Consider the following 18,873-nt stretch of genomic DNA (forward strand, 5'->3'; position numbering starts at 1 on the left):
TGGGAGCGGGCGTGCCCGCGAAGCAGGCGCTGCGGTGGATGGCACGGGCGATGCCCGTGTTCGCGGGCACGCCCGCTCCCACAGAGACCCGCGTAGGTCGAAGATGCGTTGAGTACCTGAAAACATGCCCACCAAAGAACATCACCCCAGCGACCTGATCCGCGCCCGCGACCTCGAAGGCGTGGACGTATGGGCGCTGCCCAGCTTCGACCCGGAACCCGAGCCTGAGCCCGAACCGGAGCCGGAGCCCGAGGTAGTCGAGGAAGAAGTCGAGGAAGTGCCGCTGGAAGAAGTCCAGCCACTGACCCTGGAAGAACTCGAGGCCATCCGCCAGGAAGCCTACAACGAAGGCTTTGCCACCGGTGAGCGCGAGGGCTTCCATAGCACCCAGCTCAAGGTCCGCCAGGAAGCCGAAGAGGCCCTGAAGACCAAGCTGGAAAGCCTCGACCGCCTGATGACCAACCTGATGGAGCCGATCGCCGAGCAAGACACGCAGATCGAGAAGGCCCTGGTCCACCTGGTTGCTCACATGACCCGTCAGGTAATCGGTCGCGAACTGCGGAGTGATTCCAGCCAGATCACCCAGGTACTGCGCGAAGCGCTCAAGCTGCTGCCCATGGGCGCGGACAATATCCGCATCCATCTCAACCCGCAGGATTTCGAGCTGGCCAAGGCCCTGCGCGAGCGCCATGAGGAAAGCTGGCGGCTGCTCGAGGACAGCGCGCTGCTACCAGGCGGCTGCCGTATCGAGACCGCGCACAGCCGCATCGACGCGACCATGGAAACCCGCATCGAGAAAGCCGTGGCGCAACTGTTCGATCAGTTGCACGACCATTCGCTGCACCCGGCGGCAGCGGATATGTCCATTGATCTGGACAGCCTGGTGGATACCCCGGATGCACCTTGAACGCACCAGCTTCGGCAAACGCCTGGGCAGTTATGCCGAGGCCATCGAACTGCCGGCCCAGCCCATCGTCGAAGGCCGCCTGCTGCGCATGGTTGGCCTCACCCTGGAAGCCGAAGGCCTGCGCGCTGCAGTCGGCAGCCGCTGCCTGGTAATCAACGACGACAGTTATCACCCGGTGCAGGTGGAAGCCGAAGTCATGGGTTTTGCCGGGCCCAAGGTATTCCTCATGCCGGTCGGCAGCATCGTCGGCATCGCTCCCGGCGCCCGGGTGGTGCCGCTGGATGACGGCGGCCGCCTGCCCATGGGCATGAGCATGCTCGGCCGGGTGCTCGACGGCGCCGGCCGTGCGCTGGATGGCAAGGGCGGGATGAAGGCCGAGGACTGGGTGCCGATGGACGGCCCGGTGATCAACCCGTTGAACCGCGACCCCATCAGCAAACCGCTGGATGTGGGTATCCGCAGCATCAATGGCCTGCTCACCGTCGGTCGCGGCCAGCGCCTGGGCTTGTTCGCCGGTACCGGCGTGGGCAAGTCGGTGTTGCTGGGCATGATGACCCGCTTCACCGAAGCCGAAATCATCGTCGTCGGCCTGATCGGTGAGCGGGGCCGCGAGGTCAAGGAATTCATCGAGCATATCCTGGGTGAGGAAGGCCTCAAGCGCTCGGTTGTGGTCGCTTCGCCCGCCGACGATGCGCCGCTGATGCGCCTGCGCGCCGCCATGTACTGCACACGTATCGCCGAGTACTTCCGCGACAAGGGCAAGAACGTGCTGTTGCTGATGGACTCGCTGACTCGTTTCGCCCAGGCCCAGCGTGAAATTGCCCTCGCCATCGGCGAACCGCCGGCCACCCGGGGTTACCCGCCGTCGGTGTTCGCCAAGCTGCCCAAGCTGGTGGAGCGGGCCGGCAACGGCGAGCCAGGCGGTGGTTCGATCACCGCGTTCTACACTGTGTTGTCCGAGGGTGACGACCAGCAGGACCCGATTGCCGACTCGGCGCGTGGTGTGCTCGATGGCCACTTCGTGCTGTCGCGGCGGTTGGCCGAGGAAGGCCATTACCCGGCTATCGACATCGAAGCCTCGATCAGTCGGGTCATGCCTCAGGTGGTCGATGCCGACCATTTGCGCCAGGCGCAAAAGTTCAAGCAGCTGTGGTCGCGCCTGTCGCAAAGCCGTGACCTGATCAGTGTGGGTGCCTACGTGGCGGGTGGCGACCCGGAAACCGATCTGGCCATTGCCCTGCAGTCGAAGCTGGTGGAGTTTCTGCGCCAGGGCCTGCGCGAGAACGTGGGCATGGCGCAAAGCCGCGACCAGCTGGGGGCGATCTTCACGCCCCCGGCAGGCTGATAAGCCATGGCGCTGCCTGGACGTGCCGCGCGCCTGGCGCCGGTGGTGGACATGGCCGAAGAGACCGAGCGCAAGGCGGCGCAGCGCCTTGGGCAGTTCCAGCAGCAGGTGGCCACTGCCCAGGCCAAGCTGGCCGAGCTCGAGCGGTTTCGCGAGGATTACCAGCTGCAGTGGATCAACCGCGGCGGGCAGGGGGTAAACGGTAGCTGGCTGGTCAATTACCAGCGCTTCCTCGGGCAGCTGGAAACGGCCATGACTCAGCAGCGCCAGAGCCTGGTCTGGCACCAGAACAACCTCAACAACGCCCGCGGCACCTGGCAGCAGGCCTATGCCCGGGTGGAAGGCCTGCGCAAGCTGGTACAGCGCTATCTGGAGGAAGCCCGGCGGGCCGAAGACAAGCGCGAGCAGCGCCTGCTCGACGAGCTCTCACAACGCCTGCCGCGGCAGAATCACCTATAGCCTGTACTGGCCTCTTCGCGGGTAAACCCGCTCCCACAGGCACGGCGCAGGATTCGAATTTGTGGAGATCCTGTGGGGGCGGGTTCACCCGCGAAGAGGCCGGGACAGGCAGCCCACATGCTTGCCACCCCCGCCATCGCCTGCTAAACCTTTATGGAGTTGCATCCGCCATCATCGAAGGAATCGCTAGCATGGCAGTCGAGACTGATTTTTCGCAGGACGGGAAAAAGCTGACGATAAAGATCAAGGGGCGCTTCGATTTCGGCAAGCACCAGGAATTTCGCGACGCCTACGAACGCCAGCCCAGCCGGCCAGATTCGGTGGTCGTCGACCTGAAGGACACCACCTACCTCGACAGTTCCGCGCTCGGCATGCTGCTGTTGCTGCGTGACCATGCAGGCGGCGATGAGTCGGATGTGCGAGTGGTGCATGCCAGCTCCGACGTGCGCAAGATACTCGCCATCTCCAATTTCGAAAAACTCTTCGATATCAGTTGAGCGCCGACATGCCGGCCGAACAGGCGTTGACCGTGCTGGTGGCCGAAGACGGTGCCGCCGACCGCCTGCTGCTGGCGCAGATCGTGCGCCGTCAGGGTCATCAAGTATTTACCGCGGAAAACGGCGAGCAGGCGGTGGCGTTGTTCGTCGAGCGGCGCCCGCAACTGGTGCTGCTGGATGCGCTGATGCCGGTGATGGATGGCTTCGAGGCGGCGCGACAGATCAAGGCCCTGGCCGGCGAAGCGCTGGTGCCGATCATTTTCCTGACTTCATTGAACGAGGAGGAAGGCCTGGTGCGCTGCCTGGAGGCAGGGGGCGACGACTTCATGGCCAAGCCCTACAGTGCGGTGATCCTTGGTGCCAAGATCCGCGCCATGGACCGACTGCGCCGGCTGCAGGCCACCGTGCTGGAGCAGCGTGACCAGATTGCCCGGCACCACCACCACCTGCTCAACGAGCAGCGGGTGGCCAAGGCGGTGTTCGACAAGGTGGCCCACTCCGGCTGCCTTGCCGCGCCTAACATCCGCTACCTGCAATCGCCCTATGCGCTGTTCAATGGCGACCTGATGCTGGCCGCGTTCACCCCGTCCGGCGACATGCGTGTGCTGCTCGGCGACTTTACCGGCCACGGCCTGCCGGCGGCGGTAGGGGCGATGCCGCTGGCCGAAGTGTTCTACGGCATGACTGCCAAGGGCTACGGCATGGCGCAGGTCCTGCGCGAGATGAACGCCAAGCTCAAGCGCATCTTGCCGGTGGACATGTTCTGTTGTGCGCTGCTGCTCAACCTCAGCATGCAGCGCGGTTCGGTGGAGGTGTGGAACGGCGGTATGCCTGATGGCTATCGCCTGGCAGTGGATGGCCAGGTGCTGTCGGCGCTGGGTTCGCGACACCTGCCGCTGGGCATCCTGGACGCTGAGCGTTTCGATGACAGTACCGAAGTGCTGCCGCTGGCGCCGGGTGAGCGCCTGCTGCTGCTTTCGGACGGCGTGCTCGATACGGCCGACGACCAGGAGCGCCTGTTCGGCGTGCAGCGCCTGCGCAGGGTGCTGGCCGACAACCGTGACCCGGCGCGGCTGTTCGACGAAGTGATGCAGGCCCTGGAGCGCTTTGGCGGGCGCCCGCGCGATGACATCAGCCTGTGCGACATTCGTATGTTCTGTGCCGAGGAGCGGGTGCCGGCGCCGATGATCTACTCTGATAGCGGCCGCTCCAGCCCGCTGGACTGGTCGCTGGGGTTCGAGGTGCGTGGCGAGAGCCTCAAACGCTTCAACCCGGTGCCGTACCTGGTGCAGTTGTTGCAGGAGATTCACGGCCTGCGTGCGCGCACCGGCAACCTGCACAGTGTGCTCAGCGAGCTTTATTCAAACGCGCTGGAGCATGGCGTGCTGGGCCTGGATTCGCAGCTCAAGCGCGATGGCCAAGGCTTTGCAGACTATTATCAAGAGCGCGCCCGGCGCCTCGGGGTGTTGACCGACGGTTACGTGCGCATCGATTTCAAGGTTGAACCGCATGCCGACGGCGGGCGTCTGATGATCGAGGTCCGTGACAGTGGTGCCGGGTTCGATGTGCAGGGCGTGCTGTCGCGGCCCACGCTGGAGCAGGGGCTGAGCGGGCGTGGCCTGAATCTGGTTCGGCGGCTGGCCAGCAGCGCGTGCTGGAGTGAAGGCGGGCGTTGCGCGCATGTGGAGTTCGTCTGGTGAGCCACGGGTTGGCTCGGGCATAATCTGGCTTGATCAAGGAGTGAACAAGTGACTGACATGCATATTGACCACAAGGTACTCAGCGACCTGCGTGAGGTCATGGAAGATGGCTACCTGCAGTTGGTGCAAACCTTTCTTGACGACTCCGAGCGGCGCCTGGGCCAGTTGCATGCGGCCAAAAATGCTGAAGAGCTCGGTTCTGCGGCCCATAGTTTCAAGGGCAGTAGCAGCAATATGGGCGCGGTTGCACTGGCCAGCCTGTGCCAGCAACTGGAGGAGCGCGCGCGGCGGCCTCCGCTGTATGGCATCGAGGACCTGATCAACCGCATCGACCTGGAGTTCGTCGAGGTACAGCGCTTCTACCGAGGTGAGCAGCAACGCATTTCGGCGGGTTGATACACGACTTGGCGCGAGTCTTGCCTGTCTCTGGCTGGATGTTTTTTTTGTTTCTGGCGCGGAGACCGCTCGATGCCTGTCGCACCCAACCCATTGCTGCAAGGCAACGCCGTTGCCAATACCTCGCGTTCGGCCACCGCACAGGCCGACAAGCCGCTGCAGGCGCCGGGCGACAAGGGCGAAGGCTTCGGCCAGGTGATGGCCAAGCAGGGCCGCGACAAGGCCGCAGGGCAGGACGACAAGGTCGCCCAGGCCAAGCCAGAGGCGGCGCAGGGCGGCAAGAAAGCCGCTGCCGACAAACCCGCAGTTGCCGATGACGGCAAACAATTGCCAGCCGACGACCAGGCCAAGGCTGACACCGGCTTGCGCGATGCCAGCCTGGTGGCCGGCCAGGTAACCGACGCCCAGCCTGGCGCTCAACTGATCCAGGCGCAGGCCGAGGCGGTGGCGCCGGTGTTGCAGGCCGCCACGGCGCAGGTCACGGCCGTGCTGCCCGAGGAGTCTGCCGCCGAGGAAACCTTCGATCCTGACGCCGACCCTCTGGCCAACCTGCCGACCTTGCGTCTGGCGCTGGAGCAAAGCGCCCAGGCCAAAGGGGCGACTTCGGCACATGCCCTGGACGCTTCGCAGGCTCAGGGCGAGGAGGGGCAGATGGCCGTCAATACCTTGGCGAATCTGGTCGAGAATGCCGAGGGTGAGGCGGGCGAGCCCGGCGACAAGGCCTTTGCTGCCTTGCTCGAAGATGGCCTGAAGGACACCAAGGGCGCTGGCAGCGATACGCGCATCGACGATTTCGCCAACCGCCTGGCCAACCTGACCCAGGCCGCCACGGCCAAGACCGCCAATGCCGTGCCAGCCAACGCCAGCCCATTGCACCAACCGCTGCCGATGAACCAGAACGCCTGGGCCGAGGGCCTGGTCAATCGGGTCATGTACCTGTCCAGCCAGAACCTGAAGTCGGCGGATATCCAGCTGGAGCCGGCTGAACTGGGCCGCCTGGACATTCGCGTCAATGTTGCGGCGGACCAGTCGACCCAGGTCACCTTCATCAGCGGCCACGCCGGCGTGCGTGACGCCCTCGACAGCCAGGTGCACCGCCTGCGCGAGCTGTTCGCCCAGCAGGGGCTGGCACAGCCGGATGTCAACGTGGCCGACCAGTCGCGCGGGCAACAGCAGCAGGGTCAGGCGCAGGGCAGCAACCTGTCCGGGGTGGCGGCGCGCCGGGCCGAGCAGGGCGGGGTAGAGGCAGTCGATAGCGCCCGGCCTGTGGAGCAGCAGGTGGTTGTTGGCGACAGTGCGGTCGATTATTACGCCTGATAACCGTTAGCCTGAGCCGGCCTCTTCGCGGGCGCACCCGCTCCCACAGGTATTTCATCGGTTTCGAATCCTGTGCGTTGCCTGTGGGAGCGGGCGTGCCCGCGAAGAAGGCAGCGCCGCAAAACCTGCCGGAACCCATCCTCTACAAAATCTGGCATAACACTTGCTCAAGCCAAGCCATCCTCCCTTGAACCCCCGATGGACGACGGATTATTGGCATGGCGAAGAGCGAAGCAGTCAAAGACCCCGCCACTAAAGGCAAACTCAAGCTGATCCTGCTGGCAGTAGTGGGCCTGTTGCTGGCGATCGGCCTGTCGGTGGGCGCTACCTGGTTCATCATGCACAAGAGCGAGCCGGCCCCGGCCGCCGATCCTGCAGCCAGCAACGTCAAGCCAGCGGCTATCTACGAAGCACTGACCCCGGCCTTCGTGGTCAACTTCAACCAGAACGGTCGCCAGCGCTACATGCAGGTGAGCATCACCCTGCAAGCACGCAACCAGGCCGACCTGGATGCGCTCAAGGTGCACATGCCGGTGATCCGCAACAACCTGGTGATGATGTTCTCCGGGCAAGGCTTCGACACCCTGGCCGGCAGCCCGGTGGGGCAGGAAATGCTGCGTCAGAAGGCCACCGCAGTGGTCCAGGAAGTGGCGCAGAAGGAAGTCGGCAAGCCGGTCGTCGACCAGTTGCTGTTCACCAATTTCGTATTGCAGTAGGAGTCCGCAATGGCCGTACAGGACCTGCTGTCCCAGGATGAAATCGATGCCCTGTTGCATGGCGTCGACGACGGGCTGGTGCAGACCGAGAGTGCATCCGAGCCTGGCAGCATCAAAAGCTACGACCTGACCAGTCAGGACCGTATCGTGCGGGGTCGCATGCCGACCCTGGAAATGATCAACGAGCGCTTCGCCCGCTACACCCGTATCAGCATGTTCAACCTGCTGCGCCGCTCCGCCGACGTGGCGGTGGGTGGCGTGCAGGTGATGAAGTTCGGCGAATACGTGCACTCGCTGTACGTGCCGACCAGCCTCAACCTGGTCAAGATCAAGCCGCTGCGCGGCACTTCGCTGTTCATCCTCGATGCCAAGCTGGTGTTCAAGCTGGTGGACAACTTCTTCGGCGGCGATGGCCGCCATGCCAAGATCGAAGGCCGCGAGTTCACCCCCACCGAGTTGCGCGTGGTGCGCATGGTGCTGGACCAGTGCTTCGTCGACCTCAAGGAAGCCTGGCAGGCAATCATGCCGGTCACCTTCGAGTACATGAACTCCGAGGTCAACCCGGCCATGGCCAACATCGTCGGCCCCAGCGAGGCGGTGGTGGTGTCCACCTTCCACATCGAGCTGGACGGCGGTGGCGGCGACCTGCACGTGACCATGCCGTACTCGATGATCGAGCCGGTGCGGGAAATGCTCGACGCCGGTTTCCAGTCCGACCTGGACGACCAGGACGAGCGCTGGGTCAAGGCCCTGCGCGAGGACGTGCTGGATGTTGCCGTGCCGCTGACCGCCACCGTAGCCCGTCGCCAGTTGAAGCTGCGCGACATCCTGCACATGCAGCCTGGCGACGTGATCCCGGTGGAGCTGCCCGAGCACCTGGTGCTGCGTGCCAACGGCGTGCCGTCGTTCAAGGCGCGCCTGGGTTCGCACAAGGGCAACCTGGCGCTGCAGATCATCGACCCGATCGAACGCCGCTGACGGCGTGCCGATCGCACATAACGAATTGAATGCCTGTCGAGGAAACCATGGCTAACGAAAACGAGATTACCTCCGCAGAGGACCAGGCACTGGCCGATGAGTGGGCTGCGGCACTGGAAGAAACCGGTGCAGCCGGCCAGGCCGATATTGATGCACTGCTGGGTGGTGACACCGGCAGCAGCACCAGCGGACCGGGACGCCTGCCGATGGAGGAGTTCGCCAGCTCGCCGAAGCCGAACGAAAACGTCAGCCTCGAAGGCCCGAACCTGGACGTGATCCTGGATATCCCGGTGAACATTTCCATGGAAGTGGGCAGCACCGAGATCAACATCCGCAACCTGCTGCAGCTCAACCAGGGCTCGGTGATCGAGCTCGACCGCCTGGCCGGCGAACCGCTCGACGTGCTGGTCAACGGCACGCTGATCGCCCATGGCGAGGTAGTGGTGGTCAACGAGAAGTTCGGCATCCGCCTGACCGACGTGATCAGCCCCAGCGAACGTATCAAGAAGCTGCGCTGAGTGAAGGGCACGATGCGCGCCATCGCGGCGGCTGCCGCGCTGCTCGCCAGCCAGGCTTGCCTGGCCGCGGCCACACCTGCGGCCACACCGGCAACCGCACCTGGCAGCCTCGGTGGGCAGCTGGCGCAGATGGTTTTCGGCCTGCTGCTGGTGGTCGGCCTGATCTTCTTCCTGGCCTGGTTGCTGCGGCGTCTGCAAAGCACGGCGGTGAAGGGCGGGCAGGTGATCGAGATCGTCGGCAGCCGGGCCATCGGCCCGCGTGACCGCCTGCTGCTGGTGCAGGTGGGCAAGGAGCAGATCCTGATCGGCCATACCCCTGGCAGCATCGAGGCCCTGCATGTGCTGGCCGAGCCCGTGGAAGTGCCGGAAAACGCCCGCCAGGCGACGCCGGAGTTTGCCCAGCGGCTGATGGAGCTGATGGGCAAGGACCCTAAGGACAAGAAGTGATGAGTGGCGCGCTGCGTGTGTTGTTGACTCTGGCGCTGCTGCTGGCTGCGCCGCTGGCCCTGGGTGCCGACCCGCTGTCGATCCCGGCCATTACCCTGTCCAATACCCCGGACGGGCAGCAGGAATATTCGGTCAGCCTGCAGATCCTGCTGATCATGACTGCGCTCAGCTTCATCCCGGCGTTCGTCATCCTGATGACCAGCTTCACCCGCATCATCATCGTGTTCTCGATCCTGCGTCAGGCCTTGGGCCTGCAGCAGACGCCGTCGAACCAGTTGCTGACCGGCATGGCGCTGTTCCTGACCATGTTCATCATGGCGCCGGTGTTCGACCGGGTGAACCAGGACGCCCTGCAGCCGTACCTGAAGGAGCAGATGACCGCCCAGCAGGCCATCGACAAGGCCCAGGGGCCGCTCAAGGACTTCATGCTGGCACAAACCCGGCAAAGCGACCTCGACCTGTTCATGCGCCTGTCCAAGCGTACAGACATCGCCGGCCCGGACCAGGTGCCGCTGACGATCCTGGTGCCGGCGTTCGTCACCTCCGAGCTGAAGACCGCGTTCCAGATCGGTTTCATGATTTTCATCCCGTTCCTGATCATCGACATGGTGGTGGCCAGCGTGCTGATGGCCATGGGCATGATGATGCTGTCGCCACTGATCATCTCGCTGCCGTTCAAGATCATGCTGTTCGTGCTGGTCGATGGCTGGGCGCTGATCATGGGTACCCTGGCCAGTAGTTTCGGCGGCGTCTGACGCCGTCAAGGAGAGCCGCCGATGACACCTGAAGTCGCTGTCGACCTGTTCCGTGATGCGTTATGGCTTACCACGCTGATGGTTGCCGTGCTGGTGGTGCCGAGCCTGCTGGTGGGCCTGGTGGTGGCGATGTTCCAGGCCGCCACGCAGATCAACGAACAGACCCTGAGTTTCCTGCCGCGCCTGTTGGTGATGCTGGTGACGTTGATCATCGCCGGGCCGTGGCTGGTGCAGAAGTTCATGGAGTACATCACCAGTCTCTACACCAACATCCCGCAGCTGATCGGTTGACGCGCCGATGCTGGAGCTGACCGACACGCAAATCGGCACCTGGGTCGCGACCTTCATCCTGCCGTTGTTCCGGGTGACGGCGGTGCTGATGACCATGCCCATCCTCGGCACTCGCATGCTGCCGGCGCGGGTGCGCCTGTACGTGGCGGTGGCTATTACCGTGGTAATCGTCCCGGCACTGCCCCCCCTGCCTGAGTTCGACCCGCTGAGCCTGCGCGGTTTGCTGCTGTGTGCCGAGCAGATCATTGTCGGCGCGCTGTTCGGTCTGGCGTTGCAGTTGCTGTTCCAGGTGTTCGTGATTGCCGGGCAGATCGTCGCGGTGCAGATGGGTATGGCCTTCGCTTCGATGGTCGACCCAGCCAACGGTGTCAACGTCACGGTGATCAGCCAGTTCATGACCATGCTGGTAAGTGTGTTGTTCCTGCTGATGAATGGCCACCTGGTGGTGTTCGAGGTGCTGACCGAAAGCTTCACCACCTTGCCGGTGGGCAACGCACTGGTAGTCAACCATTTCTGGGAGCTGGCCGGGCGCCTGGGCTGGGTATTTGCCGCAGGCCTGCTGCTGATTCTGCCGGTGATCGCCGCGCTGTTGGTCGTGAACATTGCCTTTGGTGTGATGACCCGCGCCGCGCCGCAACTGAACATTTTCTCTATCGGTTTCCCGCTGACCCTGGTCATGGGCATGTTCATTTTCTGGGTCGGCCTGGCCGATGTGCTGTCCCACTACCAGGCATTGGCCAGCGAAGCGCTGCAATGGCTGCGTGAACTGGCGAGGGCGCGCTGAGCATGGCGGAAAGCGAGAGCGGTCAGGACAAGACAGAAGACCCCACCGAAAAGCGCAAGCGCGATGCCCGCGAGAAAGGCGAGATCGCGCGCTCCAAGGAGCTGAACACGGTGGCGGTGACCCTGGCCGGCGCCGGTGGCCTGCTGGCCTTCGGCGGCCACCTGGCCGAGACGCTGCTGGAGATGATGCGCATGAACTTCAGCCTGACCCGCGACATCATCGTCGACGAGCGGGCTATGAGCGCCTTCCTGTTGGCCTCGGGCAAGATGGCGATTTGGGCGACGCAGCCGGTGCTGATCCTGCTCTTCGTGATCTCCTTCGTGGCACCCATCGCACTGAGCGGTTTCCTGTTCTCCGGCAGCCTGCTGCAGCCCAAGTTCAGCCGCATGAATCCGCTGTCGGGTATCAAGCGCATGTTCTCGATGCATGCCCTGACCGAGCTGCTCAAGGCGCTGGCCAAGTTCTTCGTGATCCTGGTGGTGGCGGTGGTGGTGCTGGTCAGCGATCGCCAGGCCTTGCTGTCGATCGCCAACGAGCCGCTGGAGCAGGCGATCATCCACAGCTTGCAGGTAGTGGGCTGGAGTGCGTTGTGGATGTCGGCCGGGCTGCTGCTGATCGCGGCGGCGGACGTGCCGTTCCAGCTGTGGCAGACCCACAAGAAAATGAAGATGACCAAGCAGGAAGTGCGCGACGAGTACAAGGACAGCGAAGGCAAGCCTGAGGTCAAGCAGCGTATTCGCCAGCTGCAGCGCGAGGTATCGCAGCGGCGCATGATGGCGGCTGTGCCGCAGGCCGACGTGATCATCACCAACCCGACGCATTATGCGGTGGCCTTGCAGTACGACCCGGAAAAAGGTGGGGCAGCGCCGTTGCTGCTAGCCAAGGGGACGGATTTCATTGCCTTGAAGATTCGCGAGATCGGTGTGGAGCACAAGGTCCAGATCCTCGAATCACCGGCATTGGCGCGGGCGATCTACTACTCCACCGAGCTCGAACAGGAAATCCCTGCCGGGCTTTACCTGGCGGTGGCGCAGGTGCTGGCCTACGTGTTCCAGATCCGCCAGTACCGGGCTGGCAAAGGCAAGCGGCCAGAGCCGCTTAAGGACGACCTGCCGATTCCGCCGGACCTGCGCCGCGACAGTTGATCTTGTGTAAGGGCTTCTGGCCCTTTCGCGGGCACGCCCCTCATGATCCGCGAGGGCGACGCCGCATCTGTAGGAGCGGGCGTGCCCGCGAAGGGGCCGGAAAAGGCAACATAAATCCCCCGTCGAGCAAAGTTGGAAAGCTTCTTGCAAAGCCAGCGCCAGGCGCCCCCTGTGCGTCAAAGTTTTGCATCAAGAGGACTCGCGGTGGATCGCACTCAGTTAATCAGCAACGCCCGTAACAACCTGGCCGGGCTCGGTCGGGGCAACCTGGGTGTGCCGCTGTTGCTGCTGGTGATGTTGGCAATGATGATGTTGCCGATACCGCCGTTCCTGCTCGATGTGTTCTTCACTTTCAACATCGCCCTGTCGATCGTGGTCCTGCTGGTCTGCGTCTACGCCCTGCGCCCGCTCGACTTCGCTGCGTTCCCTACCATCCTGCTGGTGGCCACGCTGCTGCGCCTGGCCCTGAACGTGGCTTCCACCCGGGTGGTGATGCTGCATGGCCAGGAGGGCCATGGCGCCGCCGGCAAGGTGATCCAGGCCTTCGGCGAGGTGGTGATCGGCGGTAACTACGTGGTCGGTGCCGTGGTGTTCGCCATCCTCATGATCATCAACTTCGTGGTGGTGACCAAGGGTGCCGGGCGTATCTCGGAGGTGAGCGCGCGTTTCACCCTCGACGCCATGCCCGGCAAGCAGATGGCCATCGACGCCGACCTCAACGCCGGCCTGATCGACCAGGCCCAGGCCAAGCACCGTCGTGCCGAAGTGGCGCAGGAGGCCGAGTTCTACGGTTCGATGGACGGTGCCAGCAAGTTCGTTCGCGGTGACGCCATCGCCGGTTTGCTGATCCTGTTCATCAACCTGATCGGCGGCATGCTGATCGGCATGCTGCAGCACGGCATGAGCTTTGGCGATGCCGGCAAGGTGTACGCCTTGCTGACCATCGGTGACGGTTTGGTGGCGCAATTGCCATCACTGCTGCTGTCGACCGCTGCCGCGATCATGGTTACCCGCGCCTCGGGCTCCGAGGACATGGGCAAGCTGATCAACCGGCAGATGTTCGATTCGCCCAAGGCCCTGGCGGTGTCCGGCGCGCTGATGATCGTCATGGGCCTGGTGCCGGGCATGCCGCACGTGGCCTTCCTCAGCCTTGGCCTGCTGGCCGGTGGTGGCGCGTACCTGGTGTGGAAGAAGCAGCAGAAGGCCAAGGCGCAGGCGCTGCAGGAAGCGCAGCGCCAGCAGGACCTGCTGCCATCGCCACAACGCGCGCTGGAAACCAAGGAGCTGGGCTGGGATGACGTCACGCCGATCGACATGATTGGCCTGGAGGTCGGCTACCGGCTGATCCCGCTGGTCGATCGCAACCAGGGTGGCCAATTGCTGGCGCGAATCAAGGGCGTGCGCAAGAAGCTGTCGCAGGACCTGGGCTTCCTCATGCCCACCGTGCACATCCGCGACAACCTTGACCTGCAGCCCAGCGCCTATCGCCTGACCCTGATGGGGGTGATCCTGGCCGAAGCCGAGATCTACCCGGATCGCGAACTGGCAATCAACCCGGGGCAGGTGTTCGGTACTCTCAACGGCATTGCCGCACGCGATCCGGCGTTCGGCCTGGAGGCCGTGTGGATTGATGTCGGCCAGCGTTCCCAGGCGCAGTCGCTGGGCTACACCGTGGTCGATGCCAGTACCGTGGTGGCTACGCACCTGAACCAGATTCTGCAGAAGCACTGCCACGAGCTGATCGGCCATGAAGAGGTCCAGCAACTGCTGCAGGTGTTGGCCAAGGCATCGCCTAAACTTGCAGAAGAGCTGGTGCCGGGTGTCATTTCGTTGTCGGGCCTGCTCAAGGTGCTGCAGGCGCTGTTGTCGGAGCAGGTGCCCGTACGCGATATCCGCAGTATCGCCGAGGCGATCGCTAACAACGCCGGCAAGAGTCAAGATACCGCCGCGCTAGTGGCGGCGGTGCGCGTCGGATTGTGTCGCGCCATCGTGCAAAGCATTGTCGGCGTTGAGTCGGAGCTGCCAGTGATTACCCTGGAGCCAAGGTTGGAACAGATTTTGCTCAATAGTCTGCAAAGGGCCGGGCAAGGTCAGGAAGACGGTGTTCTTCTGGAACCGAGCATGGCCGAGAAGCTGCAGCGTTCGTTGATCGAGGCGGCCCAGCGCCAGGAAATGCAGGGCCAACCGGCCATCCTCCTGGTCGCCGGCCCGATCCGCGCCATGCTGTCGCGTTTCGGTCGTCTGGCTGTACCGAATTTGCATGTTCTGGCGTATCAGGAAATACCGGACAACAAGCAAGTCACCATCGTTGCCACCGTGGGCCCTAACGGCTGAGGTAGGGGATAATGCAAGTTAAGCGATTTTTCGCCGCCGATATGCGTCAGGCCATGAAGCTGGTCCGTGATGAGCTGGGCGCCGATGCCGCCATCATCGGCAACCGTCGCATCGCCGGCGGTGTCGAACTGACGGCCGCGCTGGACTACAAGCTGTCTGCCCTGGCCCCGCGTGTGCCCAACGCCGAACTGGAAGAAGAGCTGCGCAAGACCCATACGCGCATCGCCACTGCCCAGGCCGAACTGGATCATCGTCATGACAGCAGCGACAACAACCGCCAATTGTTCGCCGGGCAGTCGCTGACCGCCGCCGAGCCGTTGATCGAACCGCACATCGATGCGCCCGAGGCCGCTGCGCCAGCCCCTGCGTCGGCGCCGGTCGATCCGCGCCTGTTCGATGCCATGCGCTCCGAGCTTTCGGGCCTGCGCGAGCTGCTGGAAGTGCAGCTCGGCTCGCTGGCCTGGAACCAGCTGCAAGGCAGCAAGCCGCAGCAGGCCACCGTCTGGCGCCGGCTGCAGCGCATCGGTCTGTCCGGGCCGATCGCCCGTGAGCTGCTGGACCTGACCGCCGAGATCGACGAGCCACGCCAGGCCTGGCGCATGTTGCTGGCGCATCTGGCGCGGATGATCGAAATCCCCGAGGTCGAGCCGATCGAAGAGGGTGGGGTGATCGCCATGGTCGGCCCGGCCGGCATGGGCAAGACCACCACCCTGGCCAAGCTGGCCGCCCGCTACGTGCTCAAGTACGGCGCGCAGAACCTGGCGCTGGTGAGCATGGACAGCTTCCGCATCGGCGCCCAGGAGCAGCTCAAGACCCTGGGCCGCATCCTTAACGTGCCTGTGACCTACGTCGACCCGGGCCAGTCGCTGGCCGCGGCGCTGGAGCCGCTGCTGCGCAAGCGCGTGGTGCTGATCGATACCGCTGGCCTGCAGGCCAGTGACCCGGCCCTGCGCATGCAACTTGAAACCCTGGCCGGGCGTGGCATTGCTGCGAAGAACTACCTGGTGCTGGCCACCACCAGCCAGAAGCAGGTGCTGACTGCTGCCTACCACAGCTACAAGCGCTGCGGCCTGGCTGGTTGCATCCTGACCAAACTCGATGAAACGGCGAGCCTTGGCGATGTGCTGAGCCTTGCCATCAGTCATGAACTGCCAGTGGCCTACCTGACCGATGGGCCGCGCATTCCTGACGACCTGCACCTGCCTCGGGGGCACCAGTTGGTCACCCGCGCGGTCAATGTGCAGCAGCAGGACGAGCCCAGCGAAGAGGCCATGGCCGACATGTTCGCTGATCTCTATCACAACCCACGGCGAGCGGGTTGATGATGAAGTGTGTGCAAGGTAGCTATGCCAAAGGGTACGCAGAATTGCCCTACGTGTGGCCTGAGTCCCAGCGAGACAAGGTAAAGAACAGACATGGGTAGCATGCATCCCGTACAGGTGATCGCCGTGACCGGTGGCAAAGGTGGCGTCGGCAAGACTAACGTTTCAGTGAACCTGTCCCTGGCGCTGGCCGAGCTTGGCCGCAGGGTCATGCTGCTCGACGCCGACCTGGGCCTGGCCAATGTCGACGTGCTGCTGGGCCTTACCCCCAAGCGGACCCTGGCCGATGTCATCGAAGGGCGCTGCGAATTGCGCGACGTGATGTTGCAGGGCCCCGGTGGTGTGCGCATCGTACCGGCTGCCTCGGGCACGCAGAGCATGGTGCACCTGGCCCCGGCCCAGCATGCCGGGCTGATCCAGGCGTTCAGCGAAATTGGCGACAACCTCGACGTGCTGGTGATCGACACCGCGGCGGGTATCGGTGATTCGGTGGTCAGCTTCGTCCGCGCGGCACAGGAGGTGCTGCTGGTGGTATGCGACGAACCCACCTCGATCACCGACGCCTACGCCCTGATCAAGCTGCTCAACCGCGACTACGGCATGAACCGTTTCCGCGTGCTGGCCAACATGGCGCAGAGCCCGCAGGAAGGCCGTAACCTGTTCGCCAAGCTGACCAAGGTCACCGACCGTTTCCTCGACGTTGCCCTGCAGTATGTGGGCGCTGTGCCGTATGACGAGTGCGTGCGCAAGGCGGTGCAGAAGCAGCGTGCCGTGTACGAAGCTTTCCCACGGTCCAAGTGCGCGCTGGCCTTCAAGGCGATAGCCCAGAAGGTCGACAGCTGGCCGCTGCCGGCCAACCCGCGTGGCCATCTGGAGTTCTTTGTCGAGCGTCTGGTGCAACCCACCAGCGCGGGTCCAGTGCTATGAACGCCAGCGGTTTCAAGATGTACAGCCGAGCGTCGAAAGACGCCCAGTACGAGCTGATCGAACGCTACGCCCCGCTGGTCAAGCGCATTGCCTACCACCTGCTGGCGCGGTTGCCGGCCAACGTGCAGGTCGAGGACCTGATCCAGGCCGGCATGATCGGCCTGCTGGAAGTAGCCAACAAATACGACGCCAGCAAGGGCGCCAGCTTTGAAACCTACGCCGGCATCCGCATTCGCGGGGCCATGCTCGATGAAGTGCGCAAGGGCGACTGGGCACCGCGTTCGGTGCACCGCAACACCCGCATGGTCAGCGACGCGATGCGTGCGGTTGAAGCCAGAACCGGGCGTGACGCTAAAGATCATGAAGTTGCTGCCGAACTCCAATTGAGTCTCGATGATTACTACGGGATCTTGAACGATACCTTGGGCAGCCGCCTGTTCAGCTTCGACGACCTGTTGCAGGACGGCGAGCACGAAGGGCTGCATGAGGATGGCGCCAGTGGCCAGGTAGAACCTGCGCGTGGCCTGGAGGACGAGCGCTTCCAGGTCGCCCTGACCGAGGCCATCGCCAACCTGCCGGAGCGTGAGCGCCTGGTGCTGGCGCTGTACTACGACGAAGAGCTGAACCTCAAGGAAATCGGTGAGGTGCTGGGGGTCAGCGAGTCGCGGGTCAGCCAGTTGCACAGCCAGTGTGCCGCGCGCCTGCGCAGCCGCCTGGGGGAATGGCGGGCGCGTTGAGCCCGCTGTCGTTGCAGTCGTTTTCTACGTTGTACCGAATTGTGAATGCGCGCTCGGGGCCGAGCGCGTTTGAGACTGCTTGGAGGTCTACTTGAACAAAGACATGAAAATCCTCATCGTTGACGACTTTTCGACGATGCGGCGGATCATCAAGAACCTGTTGCGTGACCTGGGCTTCACCAACACCGAAGAAGCCGATGACGGCACCACGGCGCTGCCGATGCTGGAGAACGGCCACTACGACTTCCTGGTGACCGACTGGAACATGCCTGGCATGTCCGGCATCGACCTGCTGCGTAAAGTGCGTGCCAGCGACAAGCTGAAGAGCATGCCGGTACTGATGGTGACCGCCGAAGCCAAGCGCGACCAGATCATCGAAGCGGCCCAGGCCGGCGTCAATGGTTACGTGGTCAAGCCGTTCACCGCCCAGGTGCTCAAAGAAAAGATCGAGAAGATCTTCGAACGCGTCAACGGCTGAGTCACGTCAGGGGGCGCGCCATGGATTCATCACAAACGTCTTTGGGCGAGTTCGAATCGACCCTGAAGAAGCATGCCCAGGAGCTGGTCGAAAGCCTGGAGCGGGGCCGTTTCGGCGAGGCGGTGCAGCTGATTCATGAGCTGAACCAGACCCGCGACCGCGGCCTGTACCAGGAAGTCGGCAAGCTGACCCGCGAGCTGCACAGTGCCATCGTCAGTTTCCAGATCGACCCGACCATGCCGCAGGCCGAGGAGGTGTCGCAGATTACCGACGCCACCGAGCGCCTGTCTTACGTGGTCAGGCTTACCGAGGGCGCGGCCAACCGCACCATGGACCTGGTCGAGGAAAGCACCCCGGTGCTCAACGATTTGGCCAGCGAGGCACAGGCACTGAGCGCCGACTGGCAGCGTTTCATGCGCCGTGAAGTGGCTGCGCCGGAGTTCCGTGACCTGGTCAAACGCATCGACAGTTTCCTGACGCACAGCGCCGAGGGCAACCGCAAGGTCGCCGGGCACCTCAACGACATTCTGCTGGCCCAGGACTATCAGGACCTGACCGGCCAGGTGATCAAGCGCGTCACCACCCTGGTCACCGAGGTGGAAAGCAACCTGCTCAAACTGGTGCTGATGGCCAGCCAGGTCGACCGCTTCGCGGGCATCCAGCATGACCACGATCAGCTGCGCGCAGAAAAAGATCGAGAAAAACATCCGACTCGGGGTGAAGGTCCGCAGATTCATGCCGATAAGCGTGAAGACGTCGTGTCCGGTCAGGACGATGTCGATGATCTGCTGTCCAGCCTGGGTTTTTAAGGAGCACGTTT

Annotated in this window: 21 protein-coding genes; all 21 read left to right on the forward strand. The window is 63.7% G+C overall.

Annotation, left to right across the window (positions count from 1 at the left end):
- Positions 1-124: 124 nt before the first annotated feature.
- The 21 genes from fliH to ACLCGK_RS20275 all read left to right on the forward strand — a co-directional run bounded on the left by fliH (position 125) and on the right by ACLCGK_RS20275 (position 18,862).
- Entirely contained in the window at positions 125-907 is a 783-nt protein-coding gene (gene fliH, locus ACLCGK_RS20175) for a flagellar assembly protein FliH (protein WP_038410041.1), read from the forward strand.
- Positions 897-2,252 (forward strand): flagellar protein export ATPase FliI, encoded by a 1,356-nt coding sequence (gene fliI, locus ACLCGK_RS20180; protein WP_013973602.1) that lies wholly within the window; start codon positions 897-899, stop codon positions 2,250-2,252. The genes fliH and fliI overlap by 11 nt, the downstream gene beginning before the upstream one ends.
- Before the next feature lie 6 nt (positions 2,253-2,258).
- Positions 2,259-2,711: a flagellar export protein FliJ gene (gene fliJ / locus ACLCGK_RS20185; protein WP_410952757.1), complete on the forward strand. Its 453-nt coding sequence runs from the start codon at positions 2,259-2,261 to the stop codon at positions 2,709-2,711.
- Between the two features lie 191 nt (positions 2,712-2,902).
- Complete coding sequence (locus ACLCGK_RS20190; protein WP_013973600.1) at positions 2,903-3,208, forward strand: STAS domain-containing protein; 306 nt, start codon at positions 2,903-2,905, stop codon at positions 3,206-3,208.
- An 8-nt stretch (positions 3,209-3,216) separates the two neighbouring features.
- On the forward strand, positions 3,217-4,908 hold the full coding sequence (locus ACLCGK_RS20195) for a fused response regulator/phosphatase (RefSeq protein WP_031324413.1): 1,692 nt from the start codon (positions 3,217-3,219) through the stop codon (positions 4,906-4,908).
- A 48-nt stretch (positions 4,909-4,956) separates the two neighbouring features.
- Positions 4,957-5,304 carry an Hpt domain-containing protein gene (locus tag ACLCGK_RS20200; RefSeq protein WP_044047131.1) on the forward strand — a complete coding sequence of 116 codons (348 nt, stop codon included), beginning with the start codon at positions 4,957-4,959 and terminating at the stop codon, positions 5,302-5,304.
- 72 nt (positions 5,305-5,376) lie between these two features.
- Positions 5,377-6,621, forward strand: coding sequence for a flagellar hook-length control protein FliK (locus ACLCGK_RS20205; RefSeq protein ID WP_410952758.1), 1,245 nt, complete (start codon positions 5,377-5,379; stop codon positions 6,619-6,621).
- Positions 6,622-6,839: 218 nt separating this feature from the next.
- Positions 6,840-7,337 carry a flagellar basal body-associated protein FliL gene (gene fliL, locus ACLCGK_RS20210; RefSeq protein WP_013973596.1) on the forward strand — a complete coding sequence of 166 codons (498 nt, stop codon included), beginning with the start codon at positions 6,840-6,842 and terminating at the stop codon, positions 7,335-7,337.
- Positions 7,338-7,346: 9 nt separating this feature from the next.
- The gene (gene fliM / locus ACLCGK_RS20215; RefSeq protein WP_013973595.1) at positions 7,347-8,315 is read left to right on the forward strand and encodes a flagellar motor switch protein FliM; all 969 of its coding nucleotides are present in this window, start codon (positions 7,347-7,349) and stop codon (positions 8,313-8,315) included.
- A gap of 47 nt (positions 8,316-8,362) precedes the next feature.
- On the forward strand, positions 8,363-8,833 hold the full coding sequence (gene fliN / locus ACLCGK_RS20220) for a flagellar motor switch protein FliN (protein ID WP_024087456.1): 471 nt from the start codon (positions 8,363-8,365) through the stop codon (positions 8,831-8,833).
- Positions 8,834-8,845: 12 nt separating this feature from the next.
- Positions 8,846-9,280 (forward strand): flagellar biosynthetic protein FliO, encoded by a 435-nt coding sequence (gene fliO / locus ACLCGK_RS20225; RefSeq protein ID WP_013973593.1) that lies wholly within the window; start codon positions 8,846-8,848, stop codon positions 9,278-9,280.
- Entirely contained in the window at positions 9,280-10,035 is a 756-nt protein-coding gene (gene fliP / locus ACLCGK_RS20230) for a flagellar type III secretion system pore protein FliP (protein ID WP_038410037.1), read from the forward strand. Before fliO ends, fliP begins: the two co-directional genes overlap by 1 nt.
- 21 nt (positions 10,036-10,056) lie before the next feature.
- Positions 10,057-10,326: a flagellar biosynthesis protein FliQ gene (fliQ, locus tag ACLCGK_RS20235; protein WP_013973591.1), complete on the forward strand. Its 270-nt coding sequence runs from the start codon at positions 10,057-10,059 to the stop codon at positions 10,324-10,326.
- 7 nt (positions 10,327-10,333) lie between these two features.
- Positions 10,334-11,110, forward strand: coding sequence for a flagellar biosynthetic protein FliR (fliR, locus tag ACLCGK_RS20240; protein ID WP_013973590.1), 777 nt, complete (start codon positions 10,334-10,336; stop codon positions 11,108-11,110).
- A 2-nt stretch (positions 11,111-11,112) separates the two neighbouring features.
- Positions 11,113-12,255 carry a flagellar biosynthesis protein FlhB gene (gene flhB, locus ACLCGK_RS20245; protein ID WP_013973589.1) on the forward strand — a complete coding sequence of 381 codons (1,143 nt, stop codon included), beginning with the start codon at positions 11,113-11,115 and terminating at the stop codon, positions 12,253-12,255.
- A gap of 204 nt (positions 12,256-12,459) precedes the next feature.
- Positions 12,460-14,589 (forward strand): flagellar biosynthesis protein FlhA, encoded by a 2,130-nt coding sequence (gene flhA, locus ACLCGK_RS20250; RefSeq protein WP_013973588.1) that lies wholly within the window; start codon positions 12,460-12,462, stop codon positions 14,587-14,589.
- 11 nt (positions 14,590-14,600) lie between these two features.
- Complete coding sequence (flhF, locus tag ACLCGK_RS20255) at positions 14,601-15,911, forward strand: flagellar biosynthesis protein FlhF (protein WP_410952759.1); 1,311 nt, start codon at positions 14,601-14,603, stop codon at positions 15,909-15,911.
- Between the two features lie 93 nt (positions 15,912-16,004).
- On the forward strand, positions 16,005-16,838 hold the full coding sequence (gene fleN / locus ACLCGK_RS20260; RefSeq protein ID WP_003254408.1) for a flagellar synthesis regulator FleN: 834 nt from the start codon (positions 16,005-16,007) through the stop codon (positions 16,836-16,838).
- Positions 16,835-17,575, forward strand: a complete 741-nt coding sequence (gene fliA / locus ACLCGK_RS20265) for an RNA polymerase sigma factor FliA (protein ID WP_013973585.1) — start codon at positions 16,835-16,837, stop codon at positions 17,573-17,575. Before fleN ends, fliA begins: the two co-directional genes overlap by 4 nt.
- Before the next feature lie 103 nt (positions 17,576-17,678).
- Positions 17,679-18,053 carry a chemotaxis response regulator CheY gene (locus ACLCGK_RS20270; protein WP_023663319.1) on the forward strand — a complete coding sequence of 125 codons (375 nt, stop codon included), beginning with the start codon at positions 17,679-17,681 and terminating at the stop codon, positions 18,051-18,053.
- A 20-nt stretch (positions 18,054-18,073) separates the two neighbouring features.
- Positions 18,074-18,862: a protein phosphatase CheZ gene (locus tag ACLCGK_RS20275; protein ID WP_039612699.1), complete on the forward strand. Its 789-nt coding sequence runs from the start codon at positions 18,074-18,076 to the stop codon at positions 18,860-18,862.
- The last annotated feature ends 11 nt before the right edge of the window (positions 18,863-18,873 follow it).

The organism is Pseudomonas sp. S1(2024) (genome assembly GCF_046557535.1).